Here is a 13902-nt window from a genome sequence, read left to right on the forward strand (position 1 = left end):
GACCTATTGGCACGTAAAGAATTTAGGTATCGCGGCTACACCTTGGAAGAACTGCAGGAGATGCCACTTGACGATGTAATCAAGTTGTTCCCATCAAGGCAGAGAAGATCCCTCAAGAGGGGATTCCTACCAAGGCAGAAGAAGGTACTTGAGAAGATAAGGAAGATAAAAAAAGAGGGAAAGACTGAGGGAAGACCACCGGTCATCAGGACACACTGCAGGGACATGATAGTGTTGCCTGAGATGGTTGGGATGACCTTCGGCATCCACAATGGAAACGAATTTGTGGAGGTCACAATCCAGCCAGAAATGATCGGCTGCTACTTCGGTGAATTTGCACCTACAAGGAAGAAGGTTGAGCACGGAGATCCCGGTATGGGAGCTACAAGATCCTCAATGTTCGTGCCTCTTAAATAAGGAGACTAGACAATGGCTAAGGTTAAATACGCTTATAAAGAGGAAGACAGGTCAAGAACAGCCAGGGCTTCAGCGACTCACCTCAAGATTTCACCAAAGCACGCTATGGAGATATGCAGGGAGATCCAGGGAATGGAACTCGAGAAGGCCAAGAGATACCTTGAAGAGGTTATCAGGATGGAGAGGCCGGTGGCATTCAAGAGATACAACCGGAAGGTCGGCCACAGGAGGGGCCTCAGCGGATGGGCCAGCGGCCGGTACCCTGTTAAGGCAGCAGGTCAGATACTGAAGGTCCTTGAAAATGCCGAGGCCAATGCAGAGTACAAGGGACTCGACACCGAGAAACTCAGGATAGTCCACATATCCAGCCACCGCGGGCCAGTTATAAGGGGCTGGATTCCAAGGGCCTTTGGAAGGGCTACACCATTCAACACACCAACAACACACGTTCAGATAGTTCTGGGGGAGGCATAGATTTTGATAGAGAAAGATTTTGTCGTTGAAGGGCTCAGAAGGACAAGGATAGACGAATACCTTGAAAAGGAACTTGAAAGGGCAGGCTACGGTGGCATGGATGTTCAGGTCACCCCTATGGGTACCATGGTTGTCGTCTACGCTGAAAGGCCGGGTATGGTAATTGGACGTGGCGGTAAGACGGTGAGGGCCATTACCCAGAAACTCAAAAGCAAGTTCAACCTTGAAAACCCCCGGGTTGAGGTCAAGGAGGTTGATGTGCCTGAACTCAACCCCCGCATAATGGCCCACAAGATAGCTGCCATGCTGCAGAGGGGCATGCACTTCAGGAGGGTTGCATACACCACAATGAGGAGGATCATGGCTGCAGGTGCCCAGGGTGTTGAGGTTACCATTTCAGGTAAGATAAGGGGTGCCCGTTCAGCCACAGCCAAATTCACAGACGGCTACATAAAGAAGTGCGGCGAACCCTCAACCAAACACGTTAAGGAAGGATTCGCAACAGTGCAGCTGAAACCAGGTGTTCTAGGGGTATACGTCCGCATAATGCCTCCTGAGGTTGTACTTCCAGACAAGGTTGAAATAGAGGCTCCTAAAATAACTGAAACTCCCTCAGAAGAACCTGCAGAACAGGTTGAAGCCGTTGAGGAGATCGAGGATCTCGAGGAGATAGAGGAGATCGAGGATCTCGAAGAGATAGAGGATCTCGAGGAGATTGAGGATCTTGAAGAGGTCGAGGATCTCGAGGAAGACCTTGAATTAGTGGAAGAAACAGGGAAAGAGGACACAGATGGTGAAGAATCTGAAAAGTAATATATATGGACAGATTCATATCAGTGAATAATAGAAAGGGATTGAAATGGCGATACTTAGGAGCGAAGAGATAAGGGAAATGGATAGGGAGGAACTCCAGAAAAAGCTGGATGAACTCAAGGCAGAATACGCCAGATACATTTCCAAGAGCGCTGCTGCCGGGATCCATGAAAACCCTGGCAAGATGAGGGAAATCCGAAGAACAATAGCCCGTGTTCTCACCATCATGAATGAAAAATAGAAGGAGAAATAAATGAAAATCTGCGATGTTTGCGGTCTTCCGGAGGAACTTTGCGTCTGTGAGGAAATAGCACGCGAAGTTCAGACATTAAAGGTATACACAGTGAGGCGAAGATTCGGTAAAGTGATGACCATCATAGAGGGCATCGATGAACACGATATAGACATAAAGGAGCTCACAAAGATACTGAAGGCAAGATGTGCCTGTGGAGGTACTGCCAAGAAAGGCCAGATAGAACTTCAGGGGGACCATAAGAAGAGGGTCAAGGAAGTTCTAGCGGATATGGGCTTTTCATCAGACACGATAGAGATAAGGTAGGGGTTTGTATTGATAACCCCCCGTAACATTTTCAGACATGAGCTTATTGGCCTTTCTGTGAGAATAGCCAGGAGTGTTCACAGGGACATTCAGGGAATATCGGGAAGAGTCATGGATGAAACCAGGAACACCCTTAAAATTGAACTGGAGGATGGCAGGGAGATAACGGTTCCAAAGGGAATAGCCGTCTTCCATTTCAGAACACCAGAGGGTGAAGTGGTTGAGATTGATGGTGGAGCTCTGGTAGCTCGTCCTGAGGAGAGAATAAAGAAGAAATTTAGAAAACCATAGTGGTGATAGAATGGTCGGCATTGATGTTCCAGAACCTAAATCTAAATGTAGTGATCCTAACTGTCCTTTCCACGGGGACCTCCCATTGAGGGGTCAGATACTGGAAGGAACTGTCGTCAGTGATAAGGCAGAAAGGACAGTAACCGTTGAAAGGAGTTTCTACAAATTTATACGCAAATATGAGAGATACGAAAAGAGAAAATCCAAGATAAAGGCTCACAAACCTGACTGCATAGATGTCAGGGTAGGGGACACAGTGAAAATTGCTGAATGCAGACCCCTCAGCAAGACTAAGAACTTTGTAGTGGTCGAGGTGAAGGGGGAAGAGTAAGATGAAGGCAATAGCATCCAAGGTTACAAGGGCTTTACCGGTAGGGGCCAGACTCCAGTGTGTTGACAACACAGGCGCAAGGGAAGTTGAGATAATCTCTGTCAGGGGATACAAGGGTGTCCGCAGGAGACTCGCAGCAGCCGGTGTTGGCGACATGGTGGTGGTCTCTGTGAAGAAGGGAACAGTGGACATGAGGAGGGAAGTCCTCAACGCTGTTGTTGTGAGACAGAAAAAGGAATACAGAAGACCTGACGGATTGAGGGTGAAATTCGAGGATAACGCTGCAGTTATAGTGAGCCCAGAGGGAGTCCTCAAGGGTTCAGAGATAAGGGGTCCTGTTGCAAAGGAAGCAGCTGACAGATGGCCCAGTGTGGGAAGTGCAGCCAGCATAATAGTATAGGGTGATAGAATGTCAAAACAACCCAGAAAGCAGAGGAAATACATTTATGAAGCACCATTACACGCTCGTCGCAAAATGATGAGCGCATCTCTAAGCAGGGAACTCAGGGAGGAGTACGGTAGAAGGTCCCTGCCAGTGAGGAAGGGAGATAAGGTTGAGGTTCTCCGTGGTGACTTCAAGGGACACGAGGGTAAGGTTGAGAAGGTGGACCTCAAGAGGTACAGGGTCTACGTTGAGGGCGCCACAATACAGAAGGTGGACGGGACCTCAGTTTACTTCCCGATACACCCATCAAACCTCAGAATAATTGACCTCAACCTTGACGATGAGAAGAGAATGAAAATATTAGAACGGAAGGGATAAAAATGGCGATAATGGCATCAAGAAAGCACCTTAAACGTTTCAGATCACCAAGTCACTGGCCCATTCATCCCAAGGAATACAAATGGACCGTGAAGCCATCCCCAGGTCCCCATGCAATTGAGGCATCATTGCCGCTGATGATCATTGTGAGGGACATCCTTGGGGTTGCAGACAATGCAAGGGAAGCCAGGAAGATCATAAACAGCGGTGAGGTCCTGGTGGACGGAAGGCCAAGGAAGAACTACAAATTCCCTGTTGGGTTCATGGATGTTGTGAGCATACCCCGCACAGGTGAGGTCTACAGGGTTCTTCCTGATGAAAGGGGAAGGCTGGTCCTACACCCCATTGGTGAGGAGAACGCGGGCTTCAAGCTCTGCAAGATAGTTAACAAGACAACCATCAGGGGCGGGAAAACCCAGCTCAACCTCCACGACGGTCGCAACTACCTCTCAGAGGATGAGTTCCGCGTGGGGGATGTTGTGAAGCTGGCGGTGCCTGAACAGGAAATCCTTGAGAGGATACCCTTTGAGAAGGACAGCCTTGGTCTTGTAACAGGGGGCCGCCACACAGGTGAAATTGGAAGAATCAAGAAGATAAACATAACAAGGTCATCAATGCCAAACACAGCGGTCATTGAGACCGAAGCAGGGAAGACATTCCTCACACTCAAGGATTACGTGTTTGTCATTGGAAAGGACGAGTCAGTGATCTCACTTCCAGGAGGTAAATAGATGAACCCCATGGAGGAGGTAAGGATATTCAAGGTCACCCTTAACATAGGTGTCGGCGAAGGGGGTGAAAGGCTTGCAAGGGCTGAAAGGCTTCTTGAGGAGATGACAGGCCAGAAGCCTGTGAGGACCCACTCAAAGGTCACAAACCCTGAGTTCGGTATAAGGAAGAAGCAGCCCATCGCATGCAAGGTCACCCTTCGCGGTGAAAGGGCCGAGAAGGTACTCAGAATGTTCCTTGAGGGAATAGGGAACAGGTTGAAGGCCAGCCAGTTTGATGAGTACGGTAATGTTTCAATGGGTATCGAGGAACACATCGACATACCTGGAATGAAGTACGACCCTGAGATAGGGATATTCGGTATGAACCTTTCTGTAACCTTTGAGAAGCCAGGTCACAGGATAAGCAGACGAAGGATACAGCGTAAAAAGGTTCCTGAAAAGCACAGGGTCAGCCGTGAAGAGGCAATTGACTTCATGAAGGAAGAATTCCAGGTTAAAATAGTCTGAAGGTGATTGTTTTGCCAAGGAAATATGGAAAGGCATCAAGGAAATGCTCAAGATGCGGGGATCACTCTGCCCTGGTCAGAAGATATGGATTAATGCTCTGCAGGCAGTGCTTCAGGGAACTCGCACCTAAAATCGGGTTTAAAAAGTACAACTGAAAGAGGTGTTTACTGTGACTCTTATGGATCCTCTCGCAAACGCCCTGACCAACATAAGAAACAATGAGATAAGGGGTAATGTCAAGTGCAGGATAACCCCTGCATCAAAGCTCATAGGGCGCGTGCTGAGAACAATGCAGAAGGAAGGCTACATCGGGGAATTCGAATACGTTGACGACGGCAGGGCCGGAAAATTCATCGTTGAACTTGAGGGAAACATAAACCAGTGTGGGGTTATAAAACCCAGACACGCTGTTAAGAAGGACGAATTCGAAAAATTTGAGAAAAGATATCTGCCAGCTAAGAACTTCGGGATAATAATCGTATCAACCCCTGAGGGAATAATGACCCATAAAGAGGCCAAGGACAGGGGTATCGGCGGTAGACTGCTGGCTTACGTCTACTAGGTGATAACATGGTTCTAGCAGCTATGATCCGGGAAGAAATACCCATCCCTGACGATGTTAACGTCACCATCGATGGTGAAGTTAAGGTTAAGGGTCCAAAGGGTGAACTCTCCCGAAAATTTAACCACTCAGAGATATCAATGGCCGTTGAAGACGATAAGGTGGTCCTTGAGGTTAAATTCCCAAAGAAAAAGGACAAGGCAATGATAGGGACAGTTAAAGCCCATATAAACAACATGATAAGGGGCGTCACCGAGGGCTTCACCTACCGCATGAAGATAGTATACGCCCACTTTCCAATGAGTGTGAAGGTGGCAGGGGATAAGGTTCTAATAGAGAACTTCCTCGGGGAACGCCACCCAAGGACCGCAAAGATAGTGGGAGATACAAAGGTCCAGGTCAAGGGCGACGAGGTTGAAGTAACAGGTATCAACAAGGAACACGTGGGACAGACAATGGCAAACCTTGAACAGGCCACCAGGATTAAGGGAAGGGACCCAAGGGTTTTCCAGGACGGCATATACCTTGTGAGCAAGGAGTAGGGATGGTGATTCGATGAGGAAAAAATTTAAACGACAGGAATACGCCCGATACAAAAAACTGGGGGAAAAATGGAGGAGGCCCAGGGGTAAAACAAGTAAAATGAGAAGATATGAAAAGGGCAAACCTGCAATGCCTGCAATTGGCTACAGGAAGCCAAGGGACCAGAGGGGTCTCCACCCATCAGGATATGAGGACATCCTTGTTTCCAGCATGAGGGAACTTGAGGATCTGGACCCTGAAAAACAGGCTGCAAGGATAGCATCAACTGTGGGGGCCAGGAAGAAGACACTCATGCTTGAAAAGGCAAGGGAACTTGGCATAAAAGTTCTGAATCCATAATATGGGGCTGGAAGGGGTCTTATTTTCCAGTCCAGGGAAAACACTTTAAGGGGATGCCCGAATTTTCGGGTCTATCAGCAAATTGCTGAACACAAGGAGGTTTCTTGAATGAATCTTACTACTCAGAAAAGATTAGCTGCAGACATACTGAAAGTAGGGGTTAACAGGATATGGATTGACCCTGAGAGGATTGACGAGGTTTCAAGGGCAATAACCAGGGACGGTGTAAAGCAGCTAATAAAGGACGGCGCAATAAAGGCTAAACCAAAAAAGGGCATAAGCAGTTACAGGTCAAAAAAGATAGCCCAGCAGAAAAAGAAGGGAAGAAGAAGAGGACCTGGAAGCATAAAAGGTGCTAAGGGCGCCAGAAAACCAAGGAAAGAGGAATGGATGACCACGATAAGGGCTCTGAGGAAGGACCTCAGGGAGATGAGGGACAACCGGGAAATAAACAAGAGCACCTATCGTAAACTCTACAAGATGGCAAAGGGCGGAGCCTTCAAGAGCAAATCTTACATGAAAACCTATGCCCGGGACCACGACATGCTCAGGTAGGAGGGATCTGATTGGCACATGGACCAAGATACAAGATGGCATTTAGAAGACGAAGGGAAGGTAAAACTGATTACCGGGCCCGCTATAAGATGGTGGAAACAGGCAAATCCAGGCTTGTTGTCAGAATAACCACATATCATGTTATTGCACAGATAATCAACGTGGGAATGGATGGGGACGAAACACTGGTCTCAGCCCACTCAAAGCAGCTCCAGAAAATGGGATGGCTTGGAGGCACAAGCAATACAGCAGCAGCATACCTGACAGGATACCTCTGTGGTAAAAGGGCTCTGAAGGCAGGTATAGAGGAAGCTGTCCTTGACATAGGACTCAGACCTGCCATAAGGGGTTCAAAGGTATTCGCAGCACTTAAAGGGGCTGTTGACGCAGGGCTCAAAGTACCACACGGTGAATCAGTACTTCCAGACGAATCAAGGATAAGGGGCGAACACATAAAGGAATATGCAGAATCCCTTGACGAGGAAGAACGCAAGAAGAGGTTTTCAAGGTACCTTGAGAGGGGTCTTTCCCCTGAGGACCTGCCTGAACACTTTGAAGAAATAAAAAACAGGATAGATGAAGAGGTATGATTATGAACTTCAACATGGAGGAATGGGAGCCAAGGACCAACCTTGGACGCCTTGTGAAGGAGGGTGTCATAACAAGTATCGATGAGATCTTTGAAGAGGGACACCCAATAATGGAACTTGAGATAATCGATGCACTGCTTCCTGACCTCGAGGAGGAGGTCATTGACGTTAACCTTGTCCAGAGGATGCACAAATCAGGAAGGAAGGTCAACTTCAGGGTCATAGTTGCAGTGGGAAACAAGGACGGATACGTTGGACTCGGACAGGGCAAGGCCAGAGAGGTTGGACCTGCAATCAGGAAGGCAGTTGACGATGCGAAATTCAACCTTATAAAGGTCAGAAGAGGCTGCGGTGACTGGGGATGTGTCTGTGGAAGGGAACACACCGTACCCTTCAAGGTCTCAGGTAAGAGTGGAAGTGTCCGCGTAACCCTCATACCAGCACCGGGTGGTGTTGGACTTGCAATAGGTGATGTTGGCAAGACCATAATGAGGCTTGCAGGTATAGATGATGTCTGGTCACATACACGTGGACAGACACAGACCACAGTCAACTTTGCCAGGGCAACCTTCGATGCCCTCAAACAGCTTAGCAAGGTAAAGGCAAGCGAAAAGGACCTTAAAAACCTGGGTGTTTGCAGTACCTGAAGGTGATTCCAGATGTTCGCAGTAGTAAGGGTAAGGGGATCAGCGGGTGTCCGAAGGGACATAGCTGACACCATGGAGATGTTAAGACTCAACAGGATAAACCACGCAGTACTGGTTGAGGACACACCCAGCTACCTTGGCATGCTCCAGAAGGCCAAGGACTACATAACCTGGGGTGAAATTGACCAGGAAACCCTGACAGCCATGATAGCCAAGAGGGCAAGAATCATCGGAGGGGAAAGGTTAACCGATGAATACATAAAGGAAAACACAGAGTATGATTCAGTGGAGGAATTTGCAGGGGCTGTCTTCAGGGGTGAGGTTAAACTTGAGGATGCAGGAATAAAACCTGTGTTCAGGTTACACCCCCCAAGAAAGGGATATGAGGCCATAAAAAAGGCCTTCAATGAGGGCGGAAGCCTTGGATACCGTGGCGAGAAGATAAATGACCTCTTGAAGAGGATGATCTAAGCGGAGGAATTACTCATGATCCGGAAAAGACGAAAGATCACAAGGATGAGGGGCTCACGCACCGTAGGTGGGGGATGCTCCAAGAAGAGAAGGGGAGCAGGTCACCGTGGAGGTAGAGGACAGGCCGGTGGACACAAACACCACTGGACATGGATCGTCAAGTACGACCCAAAACACTTTGGAAAGTACGGTTTCAAAAGGCCCCAGAAACTCATAAAGAGGCTGGAAACAGTTAACCTTGCCTACATCGACGAAAGGATTCCTGACCTCCTTGAGAAGGGAATCGCATCTGAAGAGGACGGAATGGTGGTTCTGGATGTAAGGGACCTTGGCTTCGAAAAGGTCCTTGGAAGCGGAAGGATCACACGACCCGTCCACATTAAGGCCATCGAGTTCTCTGAGAGCGCCGTTGAGAAGATCACCGAGGCCGGAGGAAAGGCTGAAGTGATAGAGTAAACCAGAATTTACAAGGAGTGGAGCAGTTGAAGGAAAAATTGGAGCCCATATTCTCAGTCCTGCCACAGGTAAAATCACCGGGCTACAGGGTACCATTCAGGGAGAAACTCAAATGGACAGGTATAATCCTTGTCCTATATTTCTTCCTGGCCCAGATACCACTATACGGTTTAAGCCCAAGGGCTGTGGACCAGTTCGCCCAGCTGAGGGCTGTTCTTGCAGGAAACTTCGGTTCAATACTCACACTGGGTATAGGGCCCATTGTGTCAGCATCAATCATACTCCAGCTTCTGGTTGGAGGTAAGATACTGAAACTGGACCTCTCAAAGCATGAGGATAAGGCCTTTTTCCAGGGACTGCAGAAGCTCCTTGCCATCGTATTCACCTTCTTTGAGGCACTGATCTTTGTACTGACAGGGTCACTGGCACCCTCAGCCCCCCAGTTTGTCTGGATACTCATACTGCAGCTCACCATCGGAGGAATACTCATAATATTCCTCGACGAGGTTGTATCCAAATGGGGCTTTGGCAGCGGTGTTGGACTTTTCATTGCAGCAGGCGTATCCCAGGAGATAATTGTGGGTGCCTTCAACCCCCTCTCTGCACCCACGCAGCCAGGGGTACCCGCAGGGAGAATAACTGGTTTCCTCTACCTCCTGTTCACAGGGCAGAGTCCTGACTTCCAGTACTACGTACTGCCTGTACTGGCCCTCATCGCGGTTTTCCTGGTTGTGGTCTATGCCGAGAGTATGAGGGTGGAGATACCCATATCCATGGGAGGGGGTAAGAGGCTCTCAAGGGGTGCCGTTGGGAAGTACCCCCTGCGTTTCATATACGCCAGTAACATGCCGGTTATACTGACAAGCGCACTCCTCCTGAATGTTCAGTTAATGGCAAACGTGTTCCAGAAACTTGGATACCCGATACTTGGTACTGTAAGCAATGGGCAGGCGGTTGATGGGCTCGCATATCTTCTCACAGCTCCACGCTCAATTGACGCCCTCATACTGGACCCATTCAAGGTACTGTTCTATGCGGTTGTATTCATAGGGCTCTGTGTCCTCTTTGCCTGGCTCTGGGTTGAGATAAGTAACATAGGTCCAGGGCATGTTGCAAAACAGCTTTACCAGATGGGTATGCAGATTCCTGGTTTCAGGAGCAGCAGGGGGCAGTTCGAGAAGATACTGAAACGCTACATACCCACAATAACAATTCTGGGAGGGGCATTTGTGGGGCTCCTTGCATTCGTGGCTGACCTGACGGGTTCTCTTGGTGGAGGTACAGGTGTCCTTCTAACGGTGGGTATAGTTTACAGGCTCTATGAGGAGATTGCCCAGGAGCAGCTGATGGATATGCACCCCATACTCAGAAGCTTCCTGGGAGATTAGGATAATCTTTTAATCCATGGGAGTGGTACAATGAAGGTTGTTGTAGTTGCAGGTATACCCGGTTCAGGAAGCACGACGGTCCTTGAGAACACCCTCAGGGAGCTTGACTATCTCAATGTGAATTACGGGGACGTCATGCTTGAAATAGCCCGTGAAAGGGGACTTGTTGAAAACAGGGACCAGATGAGAACCCTTGAACCTGGAGTTCAGAAGGAGATACAGAGGGCTGCTGCGAAAAGTATAAGAGAAAGGTCACTGGAAAATAATATAATCGTCGACACACACTGCACCATAAAGACGCCTGCTGGTTTTCTGCCAGGTCTTCCAGTATGGGTTCTTGAGGAACTGGAACCTGACATGTTTGTGCTTGTGGAGGCTGATCCAGAGGAGATCTTCACAAGAAGGATTGGTGACACTTCCAGAAACAGGGATATGGAGTCCCTGCAGGAGATCGACCTCCATCAGCAGATGAACAGGGCGGCTGCAATGGCCTACGCCACACTCACAGGCGCAACAGTTAAGATTGTTAAGAACCACAACAACCAGCTTGAGTCTGCAGTCAGTGAGATGAAGAACATTCTGGAGTAAGATAAAGAGGAAACAAAAATGGTGCTTGAAGTCGTATACGGGGCACTGAACGCTGTATTCGGCCCATTCATTGCGATGGACCCGAATCCACAGAACCCCATCCTCACGGTTTTCCTGATATCGGCAATAGTGGCCTTTATTATAACACTGGCAAACAGGTTGCTCGTGGACCAGGATAGGCTCGAAGAACTTAAAGCTGAAATGCAGGAATTCCAGCAGGAGATGATGGAGGCAAGAAAGAAGAATGACATGCAGGCGCTTGAGGAGATCCAGAAAAAACAGATGGAGTTCATGGATAAACAGCGCGAAATGATGACAATGTCATTCAAGCCGATGATAGTCACGTTCGTGCCCATAATCCTTGTCTTCTACTGGATGGGACAGGAACCACACATAGTCAAGACACTGGTGATATTGCCCCAGGTTGCATACTATGTCCTCCTTGTCCCCCTGTGGCACATGTTCTATGGCATGCCACCAAACGCCCCATCCTATGCCATAGGATGGCTTGGCTGGTACATCTTATGCTCCTTTGCAATGTCCCAGATATTCAGAAAGTTCATGGGACTTAAAGGTGGAATGTAACGTTATGGAGAGATTGAAATGCCAGAGTTAAGATACAGATCCAGATCATATAAGAGAATCTTCAAGAGAACTCCTGGAGGAAGGACAGTTATACATTACCGCAGAAAGAAACCATCAAAGCATGTATGTGCTGGCTGCGGAAAGCCACTCCATGGTGTTCCAAGAGGAAGACCATATGAGATAAGAAAACTCTCAAAGTCCAAGAAGAGACCCAACAGACCATACGGTGGTTACTACTGTTCAAGCTGCGCACGCAAAGTCTTTAAGAAAGAGGCAAGGTCATAATGATCATAACCATCGGTGGTCTGGCCGGTACTGGCACAACAACTGTTGCCAGGATTCTGTCTGAGAGGACCGGGATACCCTGTGTATCTGCAGGTGATGTGTTCAGGCAGATGGCTGCTGAGAGGAAACTTGACATACTGGAGTTCAGTAAACTCGCAGAGGAGAATCCAGAGATCGACATAGAGATCGACAGGAGACAGGCCAGACTTGCAGATGAACATGAGGACCTCATACTTGAGGGAAGGCTCTCTGCACACTTTGCAAGGGCGGATCTGAAGGTCCTGCTGATGGCCCCCTTTGATGTGAGGGCACAGCGAATAAGTATACGGGAATCCAAGGACCTGGAGACGGTCAAGGATGAGATCCGGATACGTGAGGCCAGTGAAGCCCAGAGGTACAGGGAGATTCACGGTATAGACGTGGATGACCTTGAGGTATATGACATCGTGATAAACACCAGCCATTTTGACGCTGAAGGCGTGGCTGAAATCATACTGAAAGTTACCGAGGTGATTTAATGGCAGCAATAGAAGTTGGAAGAGTATGTGTGAAAACCGCAGGTAGAGAAGCCGGTGAAAAATGCGTGATACTTGATATCATCGACAAAAACTTCGTTGAAGTTGTTGGTGTAAATGTTAAGAACAGGAGGTGCAACATAGGACACCTCGAACCAACAGAGAAGAAGATAGAGATCAAATCCGATGATATCGAGGAAATAAAGAAGGAACTTGAAGCCCTTGAATAAACCCACCTCTTATTTTTGCAGGTATCCCTCATGGCAGAATTCATAGAGTTAAAGGAGTCACGCACGGACCCTGCATATGGGTGTCCGCCCCACGAGAGGGACATTGAGACCCACATATCCCACGGTGTTGTTAACCTTGATAAACCATCTGGCCCCACCTCCCACCAGGTGGATGCATGGGTTCGGGACATGCTCCACGCAGAGAAGGTGGGGCATGGGGGCACACTGGACCCCAAGGTTACAGGTGTTCTGCCCCTGGGCATAAACAGGGCGACAAGGGTCATGCAGCTCCTCCTTGAGGCCCCCAAGGAATACGTATGCCTCATGAGGGTTCACAGGGAGGTGGATGAGGAGAGGATAAGGGAGGTGCTCGGGGAATTCCAGGGAAAGATTTTCCAGATACCCCCCCTCAAGTCAGCTGTTAAGAGGGAGCTCCGTGTAAGGACCATCTACGATGTTAATATACTTGAGATCGATGGCCAGGATGTTCTCTTCAGGATAGCCTGTGAGGCAGGGACCTACGTGAGGAAGTACTGCCATGATGTGGGTGAGGCCCTTGGTACAGGGGCCCATATGGCTGAACTCAGAAGGACACGTGTGGGTCCCTTCACAGAGGAGGGTCTGGTAACCCTCCATGACCTCAAGGACGCCTACCAGTTCTGGGTTGAGGATGGGGATGAAGGATTTCTGAGGGAATGCATCCTCCCAATGGAGTTTGCAGTATCCCATCTCCCCCGTGCCGTCATCCTGGACTCTGCAGTTGATGCAGTATGCCATGGCGCTGACCTTGCACGTGGGGGCATAGCGGGCCTGGATGATAACATAAAAAAGGGCGACACAGTTGCGGTGATGACCCTCAAGGGGGAGCTTGTGGCTGTTGGTGAGGCACTGATGCCGTCCCTTGATATTGTGGCCGCAGACAGTGGCCTTGTGATTGAGACAGATAAGGTCTTCATGAGGCCCGGAACCTACCCCAGGATGTGGCGCCAGTCTCCATAGCAGTACCTTGGATGTGATGCCATTCCACACACAGCAATACTTTGGATGTGGCGCCAGTCTCCATAGCAGTACCTTGGATGTGATGCCATTCCATACACAGCAATACTTAAATAGGCTTCAGTCCATACACTTAAAATGATACATCATATGCCGGGATAGCCTAGCCAGGTAAGGCGCAAGACTGGAAATCTTGTGGAGCTTTGCTCCTCCTGGGTTCAAATCCCAGTCCCGGCGTCGGTTAAAGCAACAATGTTGCACCTACG

The 13902-nt window shown here is 48.9% G+C and carries 27 protein-coding genes and 1 tRNA gene; all 28 read left to right on the forward strand.

The features are described 5' to 3' along the window. Positions 1-6: 6 nt before the first annotated feature. The 28 genes from rpsS (at position 7) to L5462_RS07020 (ending at position 13873) form a co-directional block, all read left to right on the forward strand. Positions 7-417 (forward strand): 30S ribosomal protein S19, encoded by a 411-nt coding sequence (rpsS, locus tag L5462_RS06885; protein WP_074358568.1) that lies wholly within the window; start codon positions 7-9, stop codon positions 415-417. Between the two features lie 12 nt (positions 418-429). Beyond that, entirely contained in the window at positions 430-891 is a 462-nt protein-coding gene (gene rplV, locus L5462_RS06890) for a 50S ribosomal protein L22 (protein ID WP_237780064.1), read from the forward strand. Between the two features lie 3 nt (positions 892-894). Then, positions 895-1704, forward strand: a complete 810-nt coding sequence (locus tag L5462_RS06895; protein ID WP_237780065.1) for a 30S ribosomal protein S3 — start codon at positions 895-897, stop codon at positions 1702-1704. A 46-nt stretch (positions 1705-1750) separates the two neighbouring features. Beyond that, positions 1751-1945 carry a 50S ribosomal protein L29 gene (gene rpmC, locus L5462_RS06900; RefSeq protein ID WP_013295320.1) on the forward strand — a complete coding sequence of 65 codons (195 nt, stop codon included), beginning with the start codon at positions 1751-1753 and terminating at the stop codon, positions 1943-1945. A 12-nt stretch (positions 1946-1957) separates the two neighbouring features. After that, positions 1958-2263, forward strand: a complete 306-nt coding sequence (gene yciH / locus L5462_RS06905) for a stress response translation initiation inhibitor YciH (protein WP_160323330.1) — start codon at positions 1958-1960, stop codon at positions 2261-2263. A gap of 9 nt (positions 2264-2272) precedes the next feature. Next, positions 2273-2554 carry a ribonuclease P protein component 1 gene (gene rnp1 / locus L5462_RS06910; protein WP_237780066.1) on the forward strand — a complete coding sequence of 94 codons (282 nt, stop codon included), beginning with the start codon at positions 2273-2275 and terminating at the stop codon, positions 2552-2554. A gap of 10 nt (positions 2555-2564) precedes the next feature. Continuing rightward, positions 2565-2885, forward strand: a complete 321-nt coding sequence (locus L5462_RS06915; RefSeq protein ID WP_010875654.1) for a 30S ribosomal protein S17 — start codon at positions 2565-2567, stop codon at positions 2883-2885. A gap of 1 nt (position 2886) precedes the next feature. Further along, positions 2887-3285 (forward strand): 50S ribosomal protein L14, encoded by a 399-nt coding sequence (locus L5462_RS06920; protein WP_013295322.1) that lies wholly within the window; start codon positions 2887-2889, stop codon positions 3283-3285. A 9-nt stretch (positions 3286-3294) separates the two neighbouring features. Next, on the forward strand, positions 3295-3648 hold the full coding sequence (gene rplX, locus L5462_RS06925; protein WP_237780067.1) for a 50S ribosomal protein L24: 354 nt from the start codon (positions 3295-3297) through the stop codon (positions 3646-3648). A gap of 2 nt (positions 3649-3650) precedes the next feature. Then, complete coding sequence (locus L5462_RS06930; protein WP_237780068.1) at positions 3651-4379, forward strand: 30S ribosomal protein S4e; 729 nt, start codon at positions 3651-3653, stop codon at positions 4377-4379. After that, entirely contained in the window at positions 4380-4886 is a 507-nt protein-coding gene (locus L5462_RS06935) for a 50S ribosomal protein L5 (protein WP_048174805.1), read from the forward strand. 2 nt (positions 4887-4888) lie between these two features. Further along, positions 4889-5041 (forward strand): 30S ribosomal protein S14, encoded by a 153-nt coding sequence (locus tag L5462_RS06940; protein ID WP_010875659.1) that lies wholly within the window; start codon positions 4889-4891, stop codon positions 5039-5041. Between the two features lie 14 nt (positions 5042-5055). Then, entirely contained in the window at positions 5056-5448 is a 393-nt protein-coding gene (locus L5462_RS06945) for a 30S ribosomal protein S8 (RefSeq protein WP_013295327.1), read from the forward strand. A gap of 8 nt (positions 5449-5456) precedes the next feature. Continuing rightward, a complete protein-coding gene (locus L5462_RS06950; RefSeq protein WP_237780069.1) occupies positions 5457-5990 on the forward strand; it encodes a 50S ribosomal protein L6 in 534 nt (177 codons plus the stop codon). Positions 5991-6003: 13 nt separating this feature from the next. Beyond that, a complete protein-coding gene (locus L5462_RS06955; protein ID WP_237780070.1) occupies positions 6004-6330 on the forward strand; it encodes a 50S ribosomal protein L32e in 327 nt (108 codons plus the stop codon). A gap of 108 nt (positions 6331-6438) precedes the next feature. Next, positions 6439-6885 (forward strand): 50S ribosomal protein L19e, encoded by a 447-nt coding sequence (locus L5462_RS06960; RefSeq protein WP_013295330.1) that lies wholly within the window; start codon positions 6439-6441, stop codon positions 6883-6885. An 11-nt stretch (positions 6886-6896) separates the two neighbouring features. Beyond that, a complete protein-coding gene (locus tag L5462_RS06965; RefSeq protein ID WP_013295331.1) occupies positions 6897-7475 on the forward strand; it encodes a 50S ribosomal protein L18 in 579 nt (192 codons plus the stop codon). Positions 7476-7477: 2 nt separating this feature from the next. After that, on the forward strand, positions 7478-8122 hold the full coding sequence (gene rpsE / locus L5462_RS06970) for a 30S ribosomal protein S5 (protein WP_013295332.1): 645 nt from the start codon (positions 7478-7480) through the stop codon (positions 8120-8122). A 12-nt stretch (positions 8123-8134) separates the two neighbouring features. Then, a complete protein-coding gene (gene rpmD / locus L5462_RS06975) occupies positions 8135-8593 on the forward strand; it encodes a 50S ribosomal protein L30 (RefSeq protein ID WP_237780071.1) in 459 nt (152 codons plus the stop codon). 15 nt (positions 8594-8608) lie between these two features. Further along, positions 8609-9049 carry an uL15m family ribosomal protein gene (locus L5462_RS06980; protein ID WP_237780072.1) on the forward strand — a complete coding sequence of 147 codons (441 nt, stop codon included), beginning with the start codon at positions 8609-8611 and terminating at the stop codon, positions 9047-9049. 17 nt (positions 9050-9066) lie between these two features. Beyond that, positions 9067-10437, forward strand: a complete 1371-nt coding sequence (gene secY / locus L5462_RS06985; RefSeq protein WP_237780073.1) for a preprotein translocase subunit SecY — start codon at positions 9067-9069, stop codon at positions 10435-10437. A gap of 30 nt (positions 10438-10467) precedes the next feature. Further along, a complete protein-coding gene (locus tag L5462_RS06990; RefSeq protein ID WP_237780074.1) occupies positions 10468-11025 on the forward strand; it encodes an adenylate kinase in 558 nt (185 codons plus the stop codon). 18 nt (positions 11026-11043) lie between these two features. Further along, positions 11044-11610, forward strand: a complete 567-nt coding sequence (locus L5462_RS06995) for an EMC3/TMCO1 family protein (RefSeq protein ID WP_237780075.1) — start codon at positions 11044-11046, stop codon at positions 11608-11610. An 18-nt stretch (positions 11611-11628) separates the two neighbouring features. Beyond that, entirely contained in the window at positions 11629-11895 is a 267-nt protein-coding gene (locus L5462_RS07000; protein WP_013295338.1) for a 50S ribosomal protein L34e, read from the forward strand. Further along, positions 11895-12413: a (d)CMP kinase gene (gene cmk / locus L5462_RS07005; RefSeq protein ID WP_237780076.1), complete on the forward strand. Its 519-nt coding sequence runs from the start codon at positions 11895-11897 to the stop codon at positions 12411-12413. Before L5462_RS07000 ends, cmk begins: the two co-directional genes overlap by 1 nt. Further along, on the forward strand, positions 12413-12640 hold the full coding sequence (locus L5462_RS07010; RefSeq protein WP_048174831.1) for a 50S ribosomal protein L14e: 228 nt from the start codon (positions 12413-12415) through the stop codon (positions 12638-12640). Before cmk ends, L5462_RS07010 begins: the two co-directional genes overlap by 1 nt. A gap of 30 nt (positions 12641-12670) precedes the next feature. Then, positions 12671-13639, forward strand: a complete 969-nt coding sequence (locus L5462_RS07015; RefSeq protein ID WP_237780077.1) for an RNA-guided pseudouridylation complex pseudouridine synthase subunit Cbf5 — start codon at positions 12671-12673, stop codon at positions 13637-13639. Between the two features lie 149 nt (positions 13640-13788). Further along, positions 13789-13873: transfer RNA gene (locus tag L5462_RS07020), tRNA-Ser, on the forward strand. Positions 13874-13902: the final 29 nt, after the last annotated feature.

Origin of the sequence: Methanothermobacter sp. K4 (assembly GCF_022014235.1) — an archaeon.
GTDB lineage: Archaea > Methanobacteriota > Methanobacteria > Methanobacteriales > Methanothermobacteraceae > Methanothermobacter.

Bases quoted from the DNA above. Each gene is read 5' to 3' on its own strand.
- L5462_RS06920 (WP_013295322.1), top strand. From the start codon at position 2,887: ATGAAGGCAATAGCATCCAAGGTTACAAGGGCTTTACCGGTAGGGGCC.
- L5462_RS06995 (WP_237780075.1), top strand. From the start codon at position 11,044: ATGGTGCTTGAAGTCGTATACGGGGCACTGAACGCTGTATTCGGCCCA.
- L5462_RS06930 (WP_237780068.1), top strand. From the start codon at position 3,651: ATGGCGATAATGGCATCAAGAAAGCACCTTAAACGTTTCAGATCACCA.
- yciH (WP_160323330.1), top strand. From the start codon at position 1,958: ATGAAAATCTGCGATGTTTGCGGTCTTCCGGAGGAACTTTGCGTCTGT.
- L5462_RS06960 (WP_013295330.1), top strand. From the start codon at position 6,439: ATGAATCTTACTACTCAGAAAAGATTAGCTGCAGACATACTGAAAGTA.
- L5462_RS07015 (WP_237780077.1), top strand. From the start codon at position 12,671: ATGGCAGAATTCATAGAGTTAAAGGAGTCACGCACGGACCCTGCATAT.
- rpmC (WP_013295320.1), top strand. From the start codon at position 1,751: ATGGCGATACTTAGGAGCGAAGAGATAAGGGAAATGGATAGGGAGGAA.
- L5462_RS06990 (WP_237780074.1), top strand. From the start codon at position 10,468: ATGAAGGTTGTTGTAGTTGCAGGTATACCCGGTTCAGGAAGCACGACG.
- L5462_RS06955 (WP_237780070.1), top strand. From the start codon at position 6,004: ATGAGGAAAAAATTTAAACGACAGGAATACGCCCGATACAAAAAACTG.
- L5462_RS06935 (WP_048174805.1), top strand. From the start codon at position 4,380: ATGAACCCCATGGAGGAGGTAAGGATATTCAAGGTCACCCTTAACATA.
- rplV (WP_237780064.1), top strand. From the start codon at position 430: ATGGCTAAGGTTAAATACGCTTATAAAGAGGAAGACAGGTCAAGAACA.
- rplX (WP_237780067.1), top strand. From the start codon at position 3,295: ATGTCAAAACAACCCAGAAAGCAGAGGAAATACATTTATGAAGCACCA.
- rpsE (WP_013295332.1), top strand. From the start codon at position 7,478: ATGAACTTCAACATGGAGGAATGGGAGCCAAGGACCAACCTTGGACGC.
- L5462_RS07010 (WP_048174831.1), top strand. From the start codon at position 12,413: ATGGCAGCAATAGAAGTTGGAAGAGTATGTGTGAAAACCGCAGGTAGA.
- cmk (WP_237780076.1), top strand. From the start codon at position 11,895: ATGATCATAACCATCGGTGGTCTGGCCGGTACTGGCACAACAACTGTT.
- L5462_RS06980 (WP_237780072.1), top strand. From the start codon at position 8,609: ATGATCCGGAAAAGACGAAAGATCACAAGGATGAGGGGCTCACGCACC.
- rpmD (WP_237780071.1), top strand. From the start codon at position 8,135: ATGTTCGCAGTAGTAAGGGTAAGGGGATCAGCGGGTGTCCGAAGGGAC.
- L5462_RS07000 (WP_013295338.1), top strand. From the start codon at position 11,629: ATGCCAGAGTTAAGATACAGATCCAGATCATATAAGAGAATCTTCAAG.
- L5462_RS06915 (WP_010875654.1), top strand. From the start codon at position 2,565: ATGGTCGGCATTGATGTTCCAGAACCTAAATCTAAATGTAGTGATCCT.
- L5462_RS06950 (WP_237780069.1), top strand. From the start codon at position 5,457: ATGGTTCTAGCAGCTATGATCCGGGAAGAAATACCCATCCCTGACGAT.